At 61.0% G+C, this 19,333-nt stretch carries 21 protein-coding genes; 5 read left to right on the top strand and 16 right to left on the bottom strand.

Annotated features, from left to right (window positions below; genetic code table 11):
* The first annotated feature begins 211 nt into the window (after positions 1-211).
* Complete coding sequence (locus ACWTU8_RS15590) at positions 212-2,272, top strand: transcriptional regulator (RefSeq protein ID WP_455848852.1); 2,061 nt, start codon at positions 212-214, stop codon at positions 2,270-2,272.
* 98 nt (positions 2,273-2,370) lie between these two features.
* On the opposite strand, the gene ACWTU8_RS15585 is transcribed toward ACWTU8_RS15590, so the two are convergent.
* From ACWTU8_RS15585 to ACWTU8_RS15570, 4 genes are all read right to left on the bottom strand, one after another.
* On the bottom strand, positions 2,371-2,610 hold the full coding sequence (locus ACWTU8_RS15585) for a hypothetical protein (protein ID WP_127208630.1): 240 nt from the start codon (positions 2,608-2,610) through the stop codon (positions 2,371-2,373).
* Between the two features lie 203 nt (positions 2,611-2,813).
* Positions 2,814-3,032 (bottom strand): hypothetical protein, encoded by a 219-nt coding sequence (locus ACWTU8_RS15580; protein WP_455848851.1) that lies wholly within the window; start codon positions 3,030-3,032, stop codon positions 2,814-2,816.
* A gap of 152 nt (positions 3,033-3,184) precedes the next feature.
* On the bottom strand, positions 3,185-3,658 hold the full coding sequence (locus ACWTU8_RS15575) for a L,D-transpeptidase (protein ID WP_455849074.1): 474 nt from the start codon (positions 3,656-3,658) through the stop codon (positions 3,185-3,187).
* Between the two features lie 687 nt (positions 3,659-4,345).
* Positions 4,346-4,870 (bottom strand): Zn-binding domain-containing protein, encoded by a 525-nt coding sequence (locus ACWTU8_RS15570; protein WP_455848850.1) that lies wholly within the window; start codon positions 4,868-4,870, stop codon positions 4,346-4,348.
* Between the two features lie 137 nt (positions 4,871-5,007).
* Here ACWTU8_RS15570 and ACWTU8_RS15565 point away from each other — a divergent pair, with 137 nt between their 5' ends.
* Positions 5,008-5,406, top strand: a complete 399-nt coding sequence (locus tag ACWTU8_RS15565; protein WP_455848849.1) for a hypothetical protein — start codon at positions 5,008-5,010, stop codon at positions 5,404-5,406.
* 640 nt (positions 5,407-6,046) lie between these two features.
* On the opposite strand, the gene ACWTU8_RS15560 is transcribed toward ACWTU8_RS15565, so the two are convergent.
* Together ACWTU8_RS15560 and ACWTU8_RS15555 are read right to left on the bottom strand one after the other, a co-directional pair.
* Positions 6,047-6,721, bottom strand: coding sequence for a peroxiredoxin-like family protein (locus ACWTU8_RS15560; protein WP_455849073.1), 675 nt, complete (start codon positions 6,719-6,721; stop codon positions 6,047-6,049).
* A 373-nt stretch (positions 6,722-7,094) separates the two neighbouring features.
* Complete coding sequence (locus ACWTU8_RS15555) at positions 7,095-7,322, bottom strand: GcrA family cell cycle regulator (RefSeq protein ID WP_455848848.1); 228 nt, start codon at positions 7,320-7,322, stop codon at positions 7,095-7,097.
* 863 nt (positions 7,323-8,185) lie between these two features.
* On the opposite strand from ACWTU8_RS15555, the gene ACWTU8_RS15550 reads away from it, so the two are divergent.
* Complete coding sequence (locus ACWTU8_RS15550) at positions 8,186-8,527, top strand: hypothetical protein (protein WP_455848847.1); 342 nt, start codon at positions 8,186-8,188, stop codon at positions 8,525-8,527.
* A gap of 144 nt (positions 8,528-8,671) precedes the next feature.
* On the opposite strand, the gene ACWTU8_RS15545 is transcribed toward ACWTU8_RS15550, so the two are convergent.
* Both ACWTU8_RS15545 and ACWTU8_RS15540 read right to left on the bottom strand, forming a co-directional pair.
* Positions 8,672-9,082 carry an ATP-dependent nuclease gene (locus tag ACWTU8_RS15545; protein ID WP_455848846.1) on the bottom strand — a complete coding sequence of 137 codons (411 nt, stop codon included), beginning with the start codon at positions 9,080-9,082 and terminating at the stop codon, positions 8,672-8,674.
* A 378-nt stretch (positions 9,083-9,460) separates the two neighbouring features.
* Positions 9,461-9,571, bottom strand: a complete 111-nt coding sequence (locus ACWTU8_RS15540) for an AAA family ATPase (protein ID WP_455849072.1) — start codon at positions 9,569-9,571, stop codon at positions 9,461-9,463.
* 1,045 nt (positions 9,572-10,616) lie between these two features.
* On the opposite strand from ACWTU8_RS15540, the gene ACWTU8_RS15535 reads away from it, so the two are divergent.
* A complete protein-coding gene (locus ACWTU8_RS15535; protein WP_455848845.1) occupies positions 10,617-11,264 on the top strand; it encodes a peroxiredoxin-like family protein in 648 nt (215 codons plus the stop codon).
* Positions 11,265-12,099: 835 nt separating this feature from the next.
* On the opposite strand, the gene ACWTU8_RS15530 is transcribed toward ACWTU8_RS15535, so the two are convergent.
* From ACWTU8_RS15530 to ACWTU8_RS15500, 7 genes are all read right to left on the bottom strand, one after another.
* Positions 12,100-12,804: a GntR family transcriptional regulator gene (locus ACWTU8_RS15530; RefSeq protein ID WP_455849071.1), complete on the bottom strand. Its 705-nt coding sequence runs from the start codon at positions 12,802-12,804 to the stop codon at positions 12,100-12,102.
* Between the two features lie 102 nt (positions 12,805-12,906).
* On the bottom strand, positions 12,907-13,647 hold the full coding sequence (locus tag ACWTU8_RS15525) for an aspartate/glutamate racemase family protein (RefSeq protein WP_455848844.1): 741 nt from the start codon (positions 13,645-13,647) through the stop codon (positions 12,907-12,909).
* An 8-nt stretch (positions 13,648-13,655) separates the two neighbouring features.
* On the bottom strand, positions 13,656-14,378 hold the full coding sequence (locus tag ACWTU8_RS15520) for an ABC transporter ATP-binding protein (RefSeq protein ID WP_455848843.1): 723 nt from the start codon (positions 14,376-14,378) through the stop codon (positions 13,656-13,658).
* A gap of 2 nt (positions 14,379-14,380) precedes the next feature.
* Entirely contained in the window at positions 14,381-15,160 is a 780-nt protein-coding gene (locus ACWTU8_RS15515; protein ID WP_455848842.1) for an ABC transporter ATP-binding protein, read from the bottom strand.
* Positions 15,161-15,164: 4 nt separating this feature from the next.
* Positions 15,165-16,139 (bottom strand): branched-chain amino acid ABC transporter permease, encoded by a 975-nt coding sequence (locus ACWTU8_RS15510; RefSeq protein WP_455848841.1) that lies wholly within the window; start codon positions 16,137-16,139, stop codon positions 15,165-15,167.
* Positions 16,140-16,144: 5 nt separating this feature from the next.
* Complete coding sequence (locus tag ACWTU8_RS15505) at positions 16,145-17,011, bottom strand: branched-chain amino acid ABC transporter permease (RefSeq protein WP_123145977.1); 867 nt, start codon at positions 17,009-17,011, stop codon at positions 16,145-16,147.
* 76 nt (positions 17,012-17,087) lie between these two features.
* The gene (locus tag ACWTU8_RS15500; RefSeq protein WP_455848840.1) at positions 17,088-18,290 is read right to left on the bottom strand and encodes an ABC transporter substrate-binding protein; all 1,203 of its coding nucleotides are present in this window, start codon (positions 18,288-18,290) and stop codon (positions 17,088-17,090) included.
* A 170-nt stretch (positions 18,291-18,460) separates the two neighbouring features.
* On the opposite strand from ACWTU8_RS15500, the gene ACWTU8_RS15495 reads away from it, so the two are divergent.
* Positions 18,461-18,778 carry a DUF4143 domain-containing protein gene (locus ACWTU8_RS15495; RefSeq protein WP_455848839.1) on the top strand — a complete coding sequence of 106 codons (318 nt, stop codon included), beginning with the start codon at positions 18,461-18,463 and terminating at the stop codon, positions 18,776-18,778.
* A gap of 75 nt (positions 18,779-18,853) precedes the next feature.
* On the opposite strand, the gene ACWTU8_RS15490 is transcribed toward ACWTU8_RS15495, so the two are convergent.
* A complete protein-coding gene (locus tag ACWTU8_RS15490; RefSeq protein ID WP_455848838.1) occupies positions 18,854-19,174 on the bottom strand; it encodes a hypothetical protein in 321 nt (106 codons plus the stop codon).
* Positions 19,175-19,333: the final 159 nt, after the last annotated feature.

Below are 19,333 nucleotides of genomic sequence, written 5' to 3'. Positions count from 1 at the left end.
TTTTTTGTCGTCACGAGCCGGTTACAAACCGGCGGCTTGGGTGGCGAGGTTTCGAGACCTTGCCGCGGTAAGGTGCCTGTGTCGGCAATGCGGCCCGGAAAATGGCAATGCCGACGTCCGGCGCGGAAATTCGTTGCCGGATGCACTCTATCGCTTTCGATGGTAGAACAGAGGACAACTGGCCAGCGTGGGAGCAAGCGTGGAAACGCACGTGGAATCCGCTCGATCGAGCCTTGACGGCGCAACGGCCGGGCTGTCCGTGCGGCTGCTCGGACCGCTGACGGTCATCCGCGACGGCGCCACCGTGCAACTGCCGGCGTCGCGCAAGTTGCGCGCGCTCTTCGCCTATCTGGCGCTTGCGCCGCATGCCGTCGGCCGCAGCCGTCTGTGCGAGCTGCTGTGGGATGTGCCGAACGATCCGAGGGGAGAGCTTCGCTGGTGCCTCAGCAAGCTCAGGGGCATTCTCGACGAACCGGATCGCCGCAGGATCGAAACGCCTGGCGACACGATCGAGCTTGATCTGAAAGGGGTTTCCGTCGATGCCGTCGACATCGCTTCGGCCGCCGCTGGAGGAATCGAGACGCTCGATCTGCAGCGGCTGCAGGCCCTGTCCGGACTATTCGTCGGCGATTTCCTCGACGGGCTGGAGATCGACCGCAACCCGCATTTCAACGGCTGGCTAATCGCGCAACGCCGCCGCTTCCGCTCGTGGCATGCCGCCATTCTGGAACATCTCGTCAACAAGCTTCCGGCGGATGCCGACGAAATGTCAGCGCATCTGGAAAAGTGGGTGGAACTCGCTCCGTTCGACGGGCGTCCGCATGTGGCTCTTCTGGCAAGGTTGGCGCAGCGCGGCCAGATCGCCGCATGCGAGGAACATCTCGATTCCGCGGCGAAGCTGTTTGCTTCGGAGGATCTGGATTTTGGACCCGTTCGTGAGGCATGGCGGACGATCCGCAGCGAGCGACCTGCCGCGACGCTCCGGGCGCGACCGGCACTTGTGCCCGCGGCCCCGCAAGCGTCAATTGTGCTGCCCGATCCCGATGTTGCCGCATCGTGCAAGGCCTCACTCGCGATAATGCCGTTTGTCGAGGAGGCGGCTGTCGGCGACCCTCGCGGCGGCCTCTCTCGCGGCGGCCCCTCTCGCGGCGGGTTGGCCGACGGCCTGACCCACGACATCATCACCCGTTTGGCCAAGCTCAGGGATTTCTTCGTCATCGCCCGCGGCTCGGTCTTTGCGCTGTCGGAAAAAAACATCGCGCCAGAAGATGCCGGCCGGCGGCTCAACGTCGATTATGTGACCACCGGTACGGTGCGCAGCCAGGCAGGCCGCGTCGTGGTCAGCGTCGAACTTGTCGAGGTGCGCACGGCCAGGATCGTTTGGGCCGAGACGTTCGAACGCAGGCCCGACGACATCTTTGCCATCCTCGACGATATCGGCAACAGCATCGTCTCGTCGATCTCGGCCGAGATCGAGATGGTCGAGCGCAACCGCGCCATGCTGAAAGCCCCCAACTCGCTGAACGCCTGGGAGGCCTACCATCGCGGCCTCTGGCATATGTATCGCTTCACCCGCACGGAAAACGAACAGGCCCGGCATTTCTTCGACATGGCCCTGAGGCTGGATCCGACCTTCGCCCGTGCCTATGCCGGCCTGTCGTTCACCCATTGGCAGAACGCCTTTCAGCGCTGGGGAGACCGCGACAGGGAAAGCGCGCTCGCGTTCGAGGCGGCCGGCCAAAGTCTTCTGGTCGACGATCACAATCCGGCCGCCCACTGGGCCATGGGCCGGGCGCTGTGGCTGCGCGGCGAGCAGGATGGATCCCTGGTCGAGCTGGAACGGGCCGTCGACCTCAGCCCGAATTTTGCGCTCGGCCACTACGCGCTTTCGTTTGTACACTCGCAGTCGGGCGATCCGAACGCCGCGATCGGTTCATCCGATCACTCGCGCCATCTGAGCCCGTTCGATCCGCTGCTGTTCGGCATGCTTGGCGCCAGGGCGATGGCGCATGTCCGCCTCGGCCAGTTCGACGAGGCTGCCGAATGGGCGCTGAAGGCAGCCGCCCGACCCAACGCCCATGCCATCATCCTGGCGATCGCCGCCCACTGCCTTGCGCTGGCGGGGCGGATCGACGAGGCGCGAAACTTTTCCGCCGCGCTGCGCAAGACGCTGCCGAACTACTGCGCCGACGATTTCATCGGCACCTTCCGCTTCGAGCCGGACGCCGAGGCCATGTTCCGTCAAGGCGCCAAGCGCATCGGGCTGGGCTGATCCAACCGGTCAAGGCCGCGATCCTCAGCGGCCGACAACCGAACAAAAGCCCGGCAATCGGCCAAGAAAATCGGCCAGGAAAGCCGCGTTGATCGCAGCTATATGCCGAGCATCGTCTTGGCTTGGTTGAGGGCAGCCTCTGATCCTGCGTGATCGCCGGCGGCGTGCAATTTCTCGCCCTGGGCGCGCAGTTCCTTGACTTTGGTCTTATCGGCCTCGGCTAGCGTCGCGGTCGGCAACGCCGCGTCGATCGCGGCCATAGTGGTCGGGCATGAATTTGCAAAGGCTGTCGCAGGAACGACCGCCAGGAAAACTGCAAGCGAAATTGATTGCAACATGGACGTTTCTCCCTCGCCGGAACACGCCACGTCGACGACCGGCGTAGGAATGGTACAGCTAACACCCGAATGTGCCAATCACGATGATGGCGTTGGTTGAGGCAAGCTGCGGTCGGCCGGACTTTCCTCGGAGCTTCTGAATCAGGCTGATCACCATGTCGTCCCTTCCGACACCAGTCTCGCGGCAATTCGACCAGAGCGGATCAGATAGGCTGAACGGATCTGACGTTGCCTTCCGTATCGACAAGGCCGCTTGTCTTCTTGCCGCTGGCATCGAGTCCGACCTGATAGGTGTTGGAATCGAGCTTGCTCGATGAAACCGGAAGTATCTTCGTGCTGTCGACGCCGCTAGCCTTGGCGGCTGCGTCGGCGCAAAGAAGCTGAAGGTCCGCCGGGGCCGTTTCGACTTTGGTCCTGGACATCCGGTCCTGAGGCGGTGGTGGCGGCGCGCTGACGCAAGCGCTAAGGGCCCCCGCCAAGTATCCAATTGCCGTTGCCCGGATCGAAGTTCTCACCGCACGTTTTGCCGACATTGCTTGGTCCCTCTCCGAATGCCGCTTCACACCCCCGGGCTTCACACACCCCTGTAAAGTGCCGCCCCTGCATGAGAATGATGACCTCGGCCCCAAGCTTGACGCGCGATGCCAAATCGGTGATGTCGTCGTTCCGCATCCGGATGCACACCTGATGACACGTCGAGCCCGATCGTCCAGGGCTCCGGCGTGCCGTGTATCCGGTAGATCGTGTCCTGGTCGCGCTCATACAGATAGAGCGCCCTGGCGCCGAGCGGATTGTCAGGCTCTCCCGGCATGCCTCCCGCATGTTTGACCGCATTCGGATCACGAACGATCATTTCGGCCGGAGGCGTCCAGGTCGGCCATTCTGCCATGCGGCCGACGCGCACGATTCCGGCCCAAACCCCTCCCGGCCAACGCCGATACCGTAACGCATGGCCCGCTGACCCGGCTGTACAAGGTAGAGAAAATGCTGGTTGCCATCGATGATAATCGTACCGGGCACTTCCGCGGTGCGGAACCTGACGCTTCAGGCTGACCTTGAGAATGTTGCCGTCGCCTAGCCCGACGGCCAGTTCGGCATTGCAATGACGAGATCAGCCGCGTGCACCGGGACTGCCAGCATCGTCAATGCCGCCAGCGACATTTTCCGCAGGCACTGCCGAAATCGGTTGTGCATTTTCTTCCCCCGCGATTGGGTGCCGAAATGAACCGGGACGGGAACAATCTGTCACGGCAAGCACCGGGTTGAGACAATGCATTCGCCAAAGAGAGCGCCGTCACATGCCGCCCCCGCACGCTACTCGATGACATTCCGTATGGGAGATGCTCATAACGCGGGCCGCCGCGCCCAACTTTGAGGATGTTCGCAGGCACACGCCTTACGAACTGTAGGGCGTATTAGGACGTCTTGTTGGGTGAGGTTATTCGCAAGGCAATGTACAACCGACATCCCGGAAACCGTAGTTTCCGGGAAATCAAGAACTTACAAAGGGATTTGGTGCCCAGAAGAGGACTCGCGCCTCACACACTGGTTCCACCGTAACTTACTGAGTTCGCTAACCAACTCAGCCACAGTCAAAGACTCGACTAGCACATTACCTCGTACAGTTCAACGCAGAGCATGCGAGTCCGCAGGATGCGGCGCAGCTACCGCACCTGTAGGGCATATGTGCTTTTGGAGGTGATGGTGTGGTGAGGCTGGTCAGTATCACCGTCAGTCAGCCACCAGGGGAGAAGAAGGGCGCAGAGCCTGCAATAATCCCGATCAACAAGCTCCGGTCGAGATACACATTGCGTTGCTCGCAACTTGTTTCAGCGATTAGTAAGCAGCCGTGACAGGCCGCACCATGGAGCGCGCGGTCTTCGGATGCCCTGGTTGGGTCGTGGTCAGCACAGATTGGGTCACCAGAACATAGTCCGAGACGGCCCAAAGCGGACGCCATGACGTTCGGAAAGCGGCGCGTGACCTCAACGAGACCGCCGAGCGTTCCCTGATTGCCAGCACTGGCGGTATAGATCAGGATACCGCATTCCTTGGGCTGGCCCGGAGGACTTGGAAGAAGATACAGACGCTCTTTCAGCGAGCTCGCCGGATAGCCGCAGTCGATCGCGACCTCGTTGATCAGCGCGTGGGAGAGGCTGTGCGCCATCGTGTATTCGATGTGCTCGCCTTCCCAAGCCATCTTGTCCGAAGCAGCTCGGTCACGGCGTGATTTCTTCCAAGCTCGCAGGCCGCCGTCCAACACGGACCTTCGCTCATCCTCTCCGGCAGGCGCCGCCTTCGCCCCGTGTCTCGCCGAAGCGCCCTGCATGCACGCCGCCACTCGATGTCCTGCAGGTGCCCCTTCTCGCAGCCGCAGACGAAGCGGAGCGGCGAAGCATGACGCTTCTTGCCGTCGTCACCTTGCCAGTCGAGCCGCTTGGGCGCCTCGAGTTCGCTGAAGCGCACGATCCGGCGTCGGTTCGGTGGATCGCCGGCGATGGAATCGCAAGCGAACCACTCCGGAGACACCTTCGCTTTGATGGCCGGCGACGGCAGGCGTGGATTGCCAGGATCGATCGGCGGCGTGCGGAAGCTAAGCGGCTTGTCGGAGGAAATGCGCTTGTCGTCGCCACCCGCAAGCCTCCGCTCCAGCAATTGCGCGAGCCGAGGTTCCTCGATCGGCTCGAATGCCTGAGGGCCGAAGGATTGCTGCGAAGAGTGTCGGGTCTCCTTGCCACGTCAGGTAGCCACAGTAGAAGCATCGCCAATTTTGCTGGTTGGCGTGTAGGGTTTTGAGTTTTGCCAGGTTGTTCGATTTGCTCATATTGCACATCCTTTGCTTCATCAGGATGAAGCGGATGTGCAGCAACCCGTAAGAGATTGCCCCTCATTCGGAAGGGATAAGCCCTCGCACGAGACAGCACCCTCAAGAGCGCCACTCCGCAGTACTTCAGCGGCAGACGCTGACCAGCGTCAGCATCCATACAGTCGCCGATAAACGGCTCCCAGACGACTTAAGGTCGTCTCCACCATTCTTCGATTACTTCAAAATTTGGCGGCGCTCAAGCCGTTGCTCGCCGCCTGGCAGGTGACGGAGAAGCAGCAGCGTCAATCACTGGCAGGAGCGGCGGGAACAAGGGCGACTGGTTGCGAATGGCGCGCATGAGGTTGTGGATCTCTTTAAGGAAGTCGTTGCGCCTCTGAGAACCGTCGAAAGAAATCTACTGGGGCGGTGAGCCCGCACATCGCCGCAGAGCTGCAACAAAGAAGCCGCTAGCCCGCACGCGGACGCCACTCGGCTCGCGCTGGTAGCAAGGCGGCTGGACGACCCCCCGGCCCTCCGGGGTTCATCGACAGGCGGTGGGGGCCCCTATCAGGCAACGGCCGCTAACTTCGCGTAATCCTGCTCCTCCCCCTACCTCCCGAAGCTGCGCCTTTACCTTCCGATTTGTGACGCTGCCGACATCAGCTCCTGAGTGTTCGGGGCGCCGAATAGGCCGCCATCGAGTACCTCGTTGGAAGTCCAGCGAACGACGCCATCGCGGTCCAGCAAGAACTGACCGACGAGCTGCCCAACGCCGGTGGCCATCATCTGTTGATCCGCTTCCGTAATATCGTAGCTGTCCTTCTTGTTCAGATATTCGAGCGCGGCAAACGGGTCCATCGGTTCCGGCATCTCGCCCGGCAAGTCGACCCGCATCGACTTCACATCGCTCATCGAAACCTTTTGCGGCCATACGCTCTCGTCTTCGGTGATCTGCATATTCGGCAATCCAAAGGCGCGGTGTGAAGTCCGCTCCGGATCGGATGCCGCGAGCAGGCCGAGCATCGGATGGTACCGCAGATAGAGGCGCGCCCGCTCGATGGGGGTGTTGACCACTGTAAGGCTTTCGATGCCCTTCTCGTTGAGGGCTGGGGTGAGTTGCGAAAGCATGGCGATATGGCGCCTGCAAAAAGGACAATGGAGACCTCGATACAGCCCAACCAGCACTGGTTTCTCGCCTCGGAAATCGTCGATCGCGATCTTGCCCTCGCGGGTAATCGCGTCGAGCACGACATTGGGCGCCGTTTCGCCAAGTTGCAGCGGGCCTATGTTGAGACGTTCTGACATGCTGATCCCTCCTCGCGGGTCAATCCACAACGGATGTGCGGGCGGGTGGCTTGGGCCCATGTGCGGCACATACGTCCTTGGGCATGCTGAAATGGTCCATTTATACCACGGAGAGGGCGGACGCTAGTTTCTTATATAGGGCAACGCTTTTACTAGATGGCGCCCCACGGGCCGAGCAGGCTCTTGATACCCAGGTGCGCCAAGGTCTGGAAGTGCCCGACTTCGCAGAGGCTGTCCTCAAGTCTGACAGGTCGGGCTTCGTTGACCGAAATTGGGTCGCCGAATTGCAAAAGAGATTTGTGGGCCGACATGATAGACGGCGGAGCGACGCCCGCCGCCAGGGCGCGGACGGCTCATCCCACCAAAACGTAACCTAAGCGGCGCGTCGTTGAGGGAAATAGAGACCCGAACGGGCTCGACGAGGGTCCACGGCGGTCACAATGTTGTGGTGGTGATCGCAGTAGACGCGATCCGGCGAAGTTGGCCCAGCACAAAAGCGGTAACCGCCGGGTACTGACGGGTCTTCGCTCACCGGGAAGCGGCACTGATAGACCCCTAGCTGAATGAGGGGGAGGTCTCTCGAAGTTGTATTTTCAGGCATGATGAGTTTTCAGGTCCTAGTTCATAGCCTTTGGCGGCCGCAGTGCGGCCCCCCGGGCAAGCTTCTCTCGTTTTGGAGGGCTATAGACCAGCATATGGTGTTGGTCGCAGCGTCAATGAAGCCCGAGGCCTGCTTCTGAAGCCAATAGTTTGCGACTTAAGGCCACACCTAGGCGCGTAGGAACTCACAAGCAATGCGCCATCGTAGGTTGCCTCGGGCCCCGGCCCCGCCGGGGTTTGTCGGTGACGGGGGCGGGGGGTGACTTGTGGGGCCCTGTGAGGTGTGCACCCGGCCAACGCCCATACTCACAGTTCAGCATAGGGCCCGCCGCTCTCGCCCAAAACAAAAATTGCGCCGAAGACGGAGTGCGACCCCAACGGTGACCGCATTGTCCGCATTGCGAATGGCAGCAATGCGCCGCATTTCGCGCCATTCAGAGCACGAATCACTGATCCCGAAACCGGTCATCCGTTGATCTTCGCTCGAAACAGAGGCTTGGCGCCCACCAGCTTGATCTCCTCCTCTGCGAGCAACAGCACCATCAATGAAATCAGTTGTCCAACCGGTCGCCTGATTTTGGCAGAGCTCACCAGCTTCCCGGATTTAGATCCCCCCGGCACCTGCCTGCGGTGACGCAAGACAAGCCTCGAGCAGCACACGGAGATCACCGGCGACTTCATGGGAATTCGAGATGCGGTAGGTGTTCAGCAGCTTGTCGTCATGTCCGTCGGACTTGACGACCCCTGAGCGCCGCAAGCAACCGCTTTCCCTTCACAGTGTCCGCGCCTGCTCCGCCAGCAGCAGTCCAGAGGGTTTCCGAGTTTGGCGATCGGCCGTCCGGATACAATTCGCGGTTCACCAGTTTGCGCTTTGAGAAGAAGGTGTCCTTCGCCTGTCCGACCTTAGCCGCTGCGGCGGTCCTCCAGCGTTCTGCGACATCCATCGTCACGCCGTATAGGGCTGCAAGATGCGACGCGGTGCAGGAAATACGCCTCCACGTCGCATCCCGATGTCACCCATGGGAACGTGCCATCGGTGTTAAAGCGATCACACCACTTCTGCGCTTCATCGGCACTCATAAAGTCGCCGTCGCGGTGGATGATGGCCTTTATCTTGAGCTACCCATCGACGAGCAATCCGCTCAGGAGTTTGTCCTTTGGAAGATTATCAATCCCGAAGCAGCGACAAACGGCGAGCTGCCTTGACAGCTCCGGCCACTGACGGAGGATCGCGCGAAGCGCCGTATCGTCCTCGTCTCGACAAAGAACAACGCGGACTTGTCGAGACCGCGCCCCAGCCTAACAGACGGCGGATTGCCTCCCCGTCGTCGGTTTCGACCTTCCCTTCGTTCATCCACACCAACTTCGCGGATGGACTATTGCCCCACGGGTAATGTGGGGGCTGTGGGTCGTCAGGATGATCTGAGTCTCGGACTCCGCCGCCGCCAGTTCCAAGGTCTCGATCAACCGCTCCTGCTTGTCGGGATGCAGATGAGCATCAGGCTCATCGATCAGCATGATCTTCGGCTCGAAGAGGATTAGGTACGCGAAAATCTGGATTACCTGCAGCAACCCAGTGGCCGCGGTTTCCAGCGGCCGATCCTGGTTGCCAAGGCCGGGCGAGGAGTAAGTAGCGGAGATGTGATAGTCCTCGCGTTCATCGAACGACACGTTCACACTGATCCCAGGATGAACCGTGCCAACATACTCGTTGAGCCGCTTAAGGCGCGCGATGCCCCCGGATTCGTCGGTCTCGTTCACACGACGGCTGCGAAGGTTCAGAAGGATGTTCCGCATAACGCCGCCAGCGTCTCCGCTCGCTGCCTGCCTGCGAAGAGACGGTTGGGCGAGGATGCTTTTCCGTTCGGAGAGACCCGCAAGCCCCGGAATGTAAGCGGTGATGAACTGGAAGCGCTGCTTGTAAGGCGTGACTGTGCTCCCCCTCCATGTACGCCGTGATACCCCCGCGATTTCGGGCCGCGCGAATCTTGACCGTGGCATGGGCCCGTTCCTCCCCGACCGGAACATGCGCGAACGCGACCTCAACTGGCGTAGATGTCGAATCTGTCTTTAGTTCGCTCTTGAGCGCCGTGCGCAACTGTTCACTTGAGGGAGCGTAGTCGGGGCGCTCGAAGGAGGTCATTTCCTTTGTGTTCTTTGGCGCGACGTAGCTCGCTGCCGCGCGGCCCAATGCACAGCCTGAAGAACTGAGGATTTACCCGAGCCATTGGGACCGACCAGGATCGTCACCTGGGCCAAGCGGGATTACGGCCTCCTGCGTAGCCTTAAAGTTACGGACCGTAATCGAGTCGAGCCGGGTCCAACGGCGCGCACGGTTGGAGCGGTGTCGGTGACGCCTAGCGCAGGCTGTCCATCACGGATCGCCGTCTCATCGTCCACCTCAGGAATGTCACTGACAAACGCAACAGCGCTTGAGGATTTGAACGTCGCTCGGTGACGCCTGTGGCGCGCCGGCCTCAACGCCATCAATCGCTACAACTTTCGTCACAGAAAAAGTTTTCGCGTCATGTCCGGATTCTGTGTCGCTCAAGCAGCCTTCCCCCAATGACAAAAGGCATAAACTAGACGCGACATCTCGCCAATGGGGGCCGACGACTTAGTCTCGCTCAATTGCAGCTTTCACCCATGTGTTCCGAAACGCTGCCAGTCTGCAACCGGCCAAAGGCTGCGGGGAGGAAATGCGCCTCCATGTCGACCAAGAGCCAAACTTTGTCTCCGCCCGGAAGCAGACATCCCGGGCGACGTGCTGCAAGTCGTAGTCGCGCTATTTCGAGGCGTTCGGATTGGCGATTGGCATGGACGCGTTTCGACCCGTTGACGACCTTGGTCGTTGCAGATTTGAACGTCCAAACCAGGTTGGGAACCTGACCTTTCAGCGCAAGAGCATTCGGGAGTGCTCTAGTGTGGGTCATTCACGACATTTGGCGTCCGATCACATCGAGGCCCGCCCAAGTTTCAAGACGTTGAACACCGCAAGGACGCGTGCATCTGAAGATCCAATCGGTCTCGCCGCTGTATCATGCCATGGCACGGATGAGACGACCCATTGTTTACTGCGGCGCTTGAGACGGCTCGCGAAAAGGGGCGACCCGCAGATGCTTTTTCGTGTTATGATGGGTTTGCAACACGCGTAATCTCGACCTCGGCAATATGGCAGAGGCCGAAAGCTAATTTGCCCTGGCGCAGGAAGTTTTTGCGCCCCCCAGCACGGGCTCAACTCCGAAGAGTGGGTGTGCTGCCTTTTCTTGACTGATCCGGGGCGAGGAGGTTGTCCATGTCCACGAGTAATGTCGACTGCCCGCTGCAGCCGGGCAACCGGGCACCGAATGTTGTACTCGATGCGATCTCGCGCGAAGGCAAGATCGCGCTCGATGATTTTCGAGGCCGCAGTCCGTTACTGATCGGTTTGTTTCGAGGCCTGCACTGTCCGTTCTGCCGGCGCCATGTCGCGACGATGGCGCAACTCAAGCCGGCCCTGCGTGAGAAAGGCGTCGAATGCCTGGCGGTGGTCAACACGCCGGTCGAGCGGGCGCGGCTCTATTTCCGTTACCACCCGGCACCTGATCTTCTCGCCGCATCCGACCCGGAGCGGGCCTCGCACCGTGCTTTCGGCCTGCGCGAGGTCGGGATGGACACTGTCATGGCGATACGGATCCATCTCCCGGGCGAGTTGCCCGAGCCTATGGGCCTCATGGCAATGAACGAGTTTCTCAACAAGAAGGAAGGATATGAGATTACGGAAGCCGATCAGCAGGCGATGGTGGCTTCCGGCCAGGGGCAGCTTGTCGGTCAGTTCCTAATCGACCGGGGGGGCATCGTACGCTGGAGCTTCACTGAAGTTCTGGAGGATGGCCTCAATACGTTCAGGGCGCCGAATCCCGAGGAATTGATGTCGGCAGCTTCCCAAGTTGCACATTCATAGGCTGCGGAACTAGGCTGCTGAAAACTCGCTCGACGATCACCGTCCTGTGGTGATTCTGTGGATTTAACCATGATCGACGGAGGGCTAAGGTCGGCCCGTAGGTTTCTTCGATTTCCATTCAACGGCCCTCGGAGCGACCCAACGCTAGAGTGAGCAAGCCTCAGCGCATGGGCTGGGCGACGTCCGCTCCTTGCCGCAATCACGTCATTCCGACAGGCGCGCCATACGGCAAGTTTCCACCCTTTCACGACCTTCTTCTCAGGAAACGGGAAAGTCATGTTTGGGCCAGGTCACGACGAGCCCACGCCGATAAGTGAAACACACAGGGCCTACCTCGCATATCATCGGGAACGCGTTCTTCGCCCGGCTTGAATTGTATTGGCGCCCAGTCTAGCCGCGCGGCTCAGATGCAGAAAGTTGGTGCGCGTCCCTTTTTTGGCGGGTTCGCTCATACGGCAGCGTCTTGTACGGGATGACTCGTCGCAATGACGGGCTCATGGGGCCGAACGCCATAAATATGCAGTCTGGAACTGGCCTCTCGCGAGGGCCATCGACCGATCGCATCAGGTCGTATCTAAAGGCCATAAGAAAAACCGGCAGTTTGCCCAATCCTTGCTGCGACTGCGCTGCGTCAAGCTCTGATCGGGCGCGTTGCCCGACCGTTGTGCGGGAGGGGCTCTATGGCCCAGCAGGAGCAGGTGCAGCTGGAGGGCAGCGCCGCGGACTCAACGAGCGCTACTGTTATGACAGCAGGAACGAAGAAGCAGTCCTCATGGGATGCTATGCACGCCCAGCATGGTGCGGACATAGGCGAACTCCGGCGTGACAGCGGAGATCAGCGCAAGATGTCCGACAGGCTCTCGGGCTTCTTCTCGCCAAGCGACAGATCAAGGCCCGACAGAAGGTCGATGAGATGACTTCGCATCAGGTCGGACGCGTTTTTTGCGTCGTGCTTTTCGATGGCATAGACGAGGGCGTGATGGGCGTGGCTTTCGCAGGTGGTGTCGCGGCGGCGCCAGTAGAGCGCGATGATCAGCGACGACCGCGACAACAGGTCTTTGACGAAGCCGGTCAGGATCGAATGGCCGGCGATTTCGGCGATGCCGACATGGAATTTCGCCGACAGCATTATGGCGTCGCTGTCGCGGCCGGCACGCAGGGCCTCGTGCTCTTTTTCGAGATGAAGCCGCAGTTGCGCGATCTCGGCCGGCTTTGCCACTTCGGCGGCAAGCGCCGCGACCTTGGGCTCGATCAGCGCCCGCGCTTCGAACACCTCGCGCGCTTCCTGCTTGGTCGGCTGGGCGACGAACGCGCCGCGGTTCGGCTCGAGCCGAGCCAAGCGGTCATGCGACAGCGCCTGCAGCGCCGCGCGTATCACCGCGCGGCTCACCGAATAGATCGAGGCGAGTTCGTCCTCGGGCAGCTTTGTGCCCGGTGCGAGGCGGTGGCTGACGATGGCGTCGCGCAGGCCGGCATAGACCGGAAACCAGCGCATCGTCGGCTTGTCGCCATCCCGTGTCTTTGGTCCAAGCAGGTCCATCGTCTCATTGTCCCGGCGGCCGGATCGCATAGCGGCGCGAACATCGCGTTTCCGGCCGGACATCGAACATCCTGTGTGGGAATGTCAACAATTTTGCACGCATCAGGATACACGGCCGGAGGGCGAAAAGGGCGCAAAGATTCCGGCGAAGGATTTTTCGAGTGGAACCTGGTAGCCGCCGCGCTTCGAGGTCGACAGGCCAAGGCTGACGAGGCTCTCGCAGAGTTTTACCGCGCAGGCGACGCCGTCGAGCACAGGAAGGCCATGTTCGCGGCTAAGCGCGGCGGCGAGGTCGGCCATGCCGGCGCATCCCAGTACAATCGCTTCGGCCCGGTCGTCGCGGATGGCGCGCTCGATCTCCTCCGAAATTCGATGGCGGGCGTTGGAGCCGGGCACTTCGAGCTCCAGAACGGGAACGTCGCTTGCCCGCACCCTGGCGCAGCGGCTGGCGAGGCCGTAGCGCACCAGATTGTGCTCGATCGCCGGCACCGAACGCGACAGCGTCGTCACCACGCTGAACTTGCCGGCAATCAGGCTCGCCATGTGAAACGCCGCTTCGCCGATGCCGACCACCGGCATCTCGCCGACGCAGCGTACTGCGTCGAGGCCGGTGTCGTCGAAGCAGGCGATGACGCAGGCGCTCGCCGCCGGATGTCTCTGGATCTCGCCGATCATTCCCGGGATGGCGAAGACCTCGTCGAAATAGCCTTCGACGCTCGGCGGCCCGTCCTTCGGATTGACGGCGATGATCCTGGTGCCGGCCGAAGCCGCGCCGCGCGCCGCCTCGCCGATCTTTTCGGTCATGGACGCGGTGGTGTTGGGATTGACGACGAGTATGTCCATTTGCGCTTTCATATTTCGCCGCCGAGATAGAGTTTCTTGACCCGGTCGTCGCCAAGCAGCTCAGCCGAATGTCCGGCCAGCGCGATCTTTCCGGTCGTCAGTGCGTAGGCGCGCTGCGAGATGCGCAGCGCCATGCGCGAATTCTGCTCGACCAAGAGAACGCTGACCTTTTCGTCGCGATTGATCGCCACGATGGAGCGGGCGATGTCCTGGACGAGCTTCGGCGCGACGCCGAGCGAGGGTTCATCGAGCAGCAGAAGCTTCGGTTTGGCCATCAGCGCCCGCCCGATCACCAGCATCTGCTGTTCGCCGCCGCTCATCGTGCCCGCCGTCTGGGAATAGCGTTCCTTCAGCCGCGGAAAGCGCCCGAGCACCATGTCCAGCGTCCTGGCGATTTCGGCCTTGTCGGTGCGGGTGAAGGCGCCCATCATCAGATTGTCGCGCACCGTCATGTAGGAAAAGACGCGCCGACCCTCCGGCACCATGGCGATGCCCATCCTGACCAGGTCGTCCGGGCGCGTCCCGTCGATGCGGTGGCCCCGGAAATGAATCTCGCCGCTGCGGACTTTCTTCAGGCCGGTGATGGCGCGCAGGATCGAGGATTTGCCCGCGCCGTTCGCGCCGATCAGCGCGACGGTCTCGCCCTCGTTGACGTTGAGCGACACGCCCTTCAGTGCATAGACATGGTCGTAGTAGAGTTCGACGTCGGAGACTTTCAGCAGCTCGCTCATGGCTAAAATCCGATCGTCTCGTCTTCGGCGCCGAGATAAGCCTCGATGACCTTTTCGTTCTCCTGGATTTCCTTCGGCGTTCCCTCGGCGATTTTCACACCGAAGTTCAGGACGACGATGCGATCGGAAATGTTCATGACGGCGGGCATATCGTGCTCGACCAGCAGGACAGTCACGCCGCGCGTCCGCACGCCGCGCACCATCTCCACCGCGCGCACGGTTTCGTCATGATTCATGCCGGCGAAGGGCTCGTCGAGCAGAAGCACGGTCGGGTTGGTGGCGAGCCCGATGGCAATCCCAAGCGCGCGCAGATGGCCGTGCGGCAGCGTGCTGGCGATCTCATGCCGTTGCGCGCCGAGATCGAGGAAGTCGATGATCTCGTCGGCCGAGCGGCCGAATTCATCCTCGTCGCGCCGTGCGGTATTCGTGCCGAGATAGAAGCCGGCAAGGCTGGCATTGGAACGCAGGTGATGCGCGATGATGACATTGTCGCGCACCGTCATGCCCTTGAAGATCGTCGTCTCCTGGAACGTGCGCACCACGCCCTTCCGGGCGACCATATGCGGCGCCAGGCCTGAAATCCGCTCTCCCCGGAACAGCACTTCGCCCGAGGTCGGATTGAGGAAAGAGGAAATCAGCTTGAACAGCGTCGACTTGCCGGCGCCGTTGGGGCCGATGACGGAGAGGATTTCGCGTTCGCGGACCGCGAAGGAAACATTGTTGACCGCGACCAGCCCGCCGAAGCGTTTGGTCACTGCCTTGATCTGGAGAAGCTCACTCATGGTCCTAGCCCTGCTTCTTGCCGAACAGCCTGAGGCTGAGCAGGCCGTTGGGAAGGAACAGCATCAGCGCGATCAGCACCGAAGAGAAGATCAGCAACTGGAACTCGCCGGTCTCGAACAGGAAATCCCAGCCGAAATAGAGCACGAAGGTGCCGATCATCGGCCCGAAGACGTGGCCGAGCCCGCCGAGGAAGCAGTTCAGCATGAAGTTCACCGAGTCAGTGACGGTGAAGCTCGACGGATAGATCGACTGCGAGATGGCGACGAACATCGCACCGCCGAGACCGCCGAGGAATGAGGAGATGGCGTAGGCGATAACGCGCAGATAGGCGATGTTGACGCCGATCGAGGAGGCCAGTTCCTCGTTCTGCTGCAACGACTGGCAGAGTTTGCCGATGCGCGAATGGACTAGGCGGTAGAGCGCCGCAAAGCACAGCACCATCAGCACAACCGACACCAGATAGAACGCCGGGCGCGGATTGGCGAGCGTCGCGAAATCTGGAAGGATGGTCAGCCCGAAGATCGAGATGCCGCCGGGGAGCGGAATGCTGACCATGCCCTTGGCTCCGTTGGTGATCGGCAGCGCCAGCGCGAGCAGCCGCGCCACTTCGGTCAAAACCAGCGTGACCATGGCGAAATAGACGCCGCGAAGCCTGAGGATGGGTAGTCCGATCAGCACGCTTGCAGCGGCGCAGAATAGCCCAGCCAGCGGCAGTGTCAGCCAGAACGACACACCGTACTGGACGACAAGAATGGCCGAAACATAGCCGCCCATAAGCGCGAAGGCGCCCTGGCCGATATTGATGCGGCCGATGTAGAAAGTCACCCACACCCCGGCGCTGGCGATGCTGAGCAGCGCGACCGAGGTCAGCGTGTAGTAGAGGTCGAGCCGACCGGTCGCCTCGATCAGCCAGGGCACGCCGATGAGTACGACCAGCAGGAAGACACCGACGGCGAGAATGTTGCGTGTACGCTTCATGTCCATCACCCCCACGGCTTGCCCATGAGCCCGTTCGGGCGGATGCTCAGGAACACCATCAGCGCGGCGAAGATGACGAGATAAGTGACGTCGCCATATTGGCGTAGCACCGTCAGGCCGACCGATTCCATCATGCCGAGGATGAAGCCGCCGGCGATCGCTCCGCTGACCACGCCGGCCCCGCCGATCATCACCATCAAGAACGCCTTGATCGAGATCGGCCCGCCGATGCCCGAATTGACGCCGGTGATGGCGACCAGCAGCCCGCCGACTATGCCGGCAAGCATGGCGCCAAGCGCAAAGCCGATCATGGAATAGCGGTCGACCTCGACGCCCATAAGCTGCGCCGCGACCCGGTCCTGCGCCAGCGCCCGCATGGCGCGTCCCGGCTTGCTGTACTGCATGAAAAGCACGAAGGATGCGATGAACAGTATGGCGAGAGCGCCGACCAGCAGCCGGTCGTAAGGCATTATGAGGCTGTCGGAGACGAAGACGCCGTTGACGATCTTCGGCACGCCGCGCTGCTTCTCACCGAACAGGAGGAGGATCACAGCGTCGAGGAAGAATGCGACCGCCGCCGCGAGAAGCATCGTACTTTCCTCCCGCACGCTTCGCTTAATCACCGTTCTGAAAAGGAATTTCTCGACCAGCGCTCCAATGACCAGCAGCGTGATCCCGGACGCGACGAGCGCGACGACGAAAGGCATGCCGAGCTGGCCATAGACGGTGTAGGTGACGAAGCCGCCGAGAACGTACATCTGCCCATGGGCAAAGTTAAGCACGTTCATCAGCGCGAAGATCAGGGTCAGACCGAGCGCGATCAAGGCGTATTGCGCGCCAAGATAGAGCCCGTTGGCGATGACTTGTTCCATCAGGATGGTTCCGGCCGTTCAGAGGCTGAAGACGAATGCTCGAGCCTCCGCGGCAATCCGCTTCGGTGCAGTTGCGTCAATCGACTTCAGCGACGAAGAGCGTCTCGAACTTGCCGTCGCGGTATTCCGTGACCACCATCGGGACCGAAAGCTGGCGCTTCTGGCCGAACGACGTCATTCCGACATAGGACAGCTTGGCATCGTCCTTCAGGTAGGGATTGGGCGCCGAGAAAGTGTCGATTGTCTTCTTGAACTCCTCGACATTGTCGATCGCGGCCGGGTTCGCCTTCAGCGTCTCGATGATGTATTCGAGCGCGTAGACCTTGGTGTTGGACTCGTCATTGTATTCGCCGAACATTTTCGTATAGCGGTCGACAAATTCCTTCATCGTGTCGGACGCGATGTCGGGCGTCGATGCACCGCCGACCGAGATGAAGCCGTTGGCCAACTCGCCCGCGCCCTCTTCCAGCACCTTGGCATCCTGCGCCGTTTCGGTGGAAATCAGGCCTTCGTAGCCGAGCTCGCGCGCGGCGCGGATCAGCAGCGGCGCATTGCCGGGCGCGACACCCGAAAGCACCAATAGGTCCGGTTTTTGCAAAACGATCGGCGTCAGTACCGGCGTGAAATCGCGGGTATCGTTTTGGTAGACATCCGTGGCAGCCACAACCTCGAGCCCGAGCGCCTTTGCCGCGGCAACACCGCCATCCCGCTGGCTCAGCGGATCGGATTCGTTGGCGGCGACAAAGGCAACTTTCTTCACGCCCCTGTTTTCCATGAGATATTTGTAGATCGCCGGAGCGGACTGGTAGTTGGCGATCATGCCGAGCACGGCGTTGGACGCCGGCGGGGTGTAGAGTTCCTTCGGGAATGCGTAGGGAAAATAGATGATGCCCTTGGATTCTGCCACGGGACGCACCGCCGCCGCGCCGTCGTCGACATTCGGACCGACGACATAGTGGATGCCCTCCTGGGCCATCTTCTCCATGCCGGCGATCGCCCGCTTCGGGTCCTTCTGGTCGTCGAAGGTGACGATTTTGATGTCATAGGTCTCGTCGCCAATCTTCACACCGCCGGTTTCGTTGATCCAGGTGGCGCGTGTCTGCATCGAGCGGACGTTGGATGTGCCCCACGCAGCGGCCGCGCCACTCGTCACGCCGACAAAGCCGATCTTGAGTTCCTTGTTGGCGGCGTGCACCGTGATTATGCCGCCGGCCATGATTGCCAGCGCGGAGACGGCGCCGAGCGCGGCGAATGTGATTATTGAACGTCTGTTGATCATTGTTCTTCCCCTTGGAGGCCGCGCATTGTTGCGACAGAACTCGACCGATACGCGGACTTTTGTGAGTGAAGTCTCAAATCAATCACCTGTCAACAAAACTTTTAAAGATTGTTGACAATCTTGTGAGCGTCCGTAGATGAAGGACGTAGGACCGATCGCGGTTCGGTGCTTTGCTCGAGAGCTTCGTGGTGTCGGGATCCCTGAAGCTCGCATCGTGGTCAGAGCGACGGGTGTCTTTCTCACACTACCGGACTAAGGATCAGGACGAGGTCGACGTCGTGATCGCGGATCGACGCGGTCGGGTCGTCGGTATCGAGGTGAAGGCCTCCGCAACGGTGCGTCCGCAGGATTTTCGGGGATTGCGTCAGTTGCAGGAAGGAGTCCGCGATCGTTTTGGGCGCGGGCTGGTGCTGCACGACCATCACCGTGTGACGCCATTCGGCGAAAAATTGCAAGCAGCACCGCTGTCGGTTCTGTGGTCAATGTAAAGTTGCATAAAATGCGGTGTGGAACTTGGGTCGCGAGGTGGTCTAAATGTTCCCGAATCGAAACGAGCCGAGCCTTCATTGGTCGCGGTGATTTCTGGCAACCTCGCCACCTCCCGCAAGCCATCTTGCATCGAACCAGCGGGCGTAGGCGTCCCACACCGGCGGACCGCCGCCGATGAAAACGACACTGCCGGCAAAGCGTTGGAGCGTGTCCTCGGGATCCATGCTGGAGCGAACAACGACAAGTTGGAGCGAACAACGACAAGTTCCCGATCCACGCGAGCAAAATCCGGAACGCTCGCGATCGACGCGGTCCTTTTCAGCATTACGGAAACAGACGGCGATAATGGCGGCTAAGCCGCCCAGGCGTTCCTGCTTCGGCACCATCGCCCGCATGTGACCGGGTAACGGCGCGCCAGTATGGTTCGGTACTTTATAGCCCCTTTAGGACGGCTAGCCACGCCTTCAGGCGATTTGGTGTTTCTCGCCGTGATTCGGTGCAGGAGACCAGGAGTTGGCGAGGTCGCGCCGGTCTGAGACCTCGGTCCTCCCGAT

This window comes from Mesorhizobium sp. BHbdii (genome assembly GCF_053848045.1).
The sequence above is the reverse complement of the archived record's forward strand: the minus strand, read 5'-3'. Positions and strand labels throughout refer to the sequence as shown.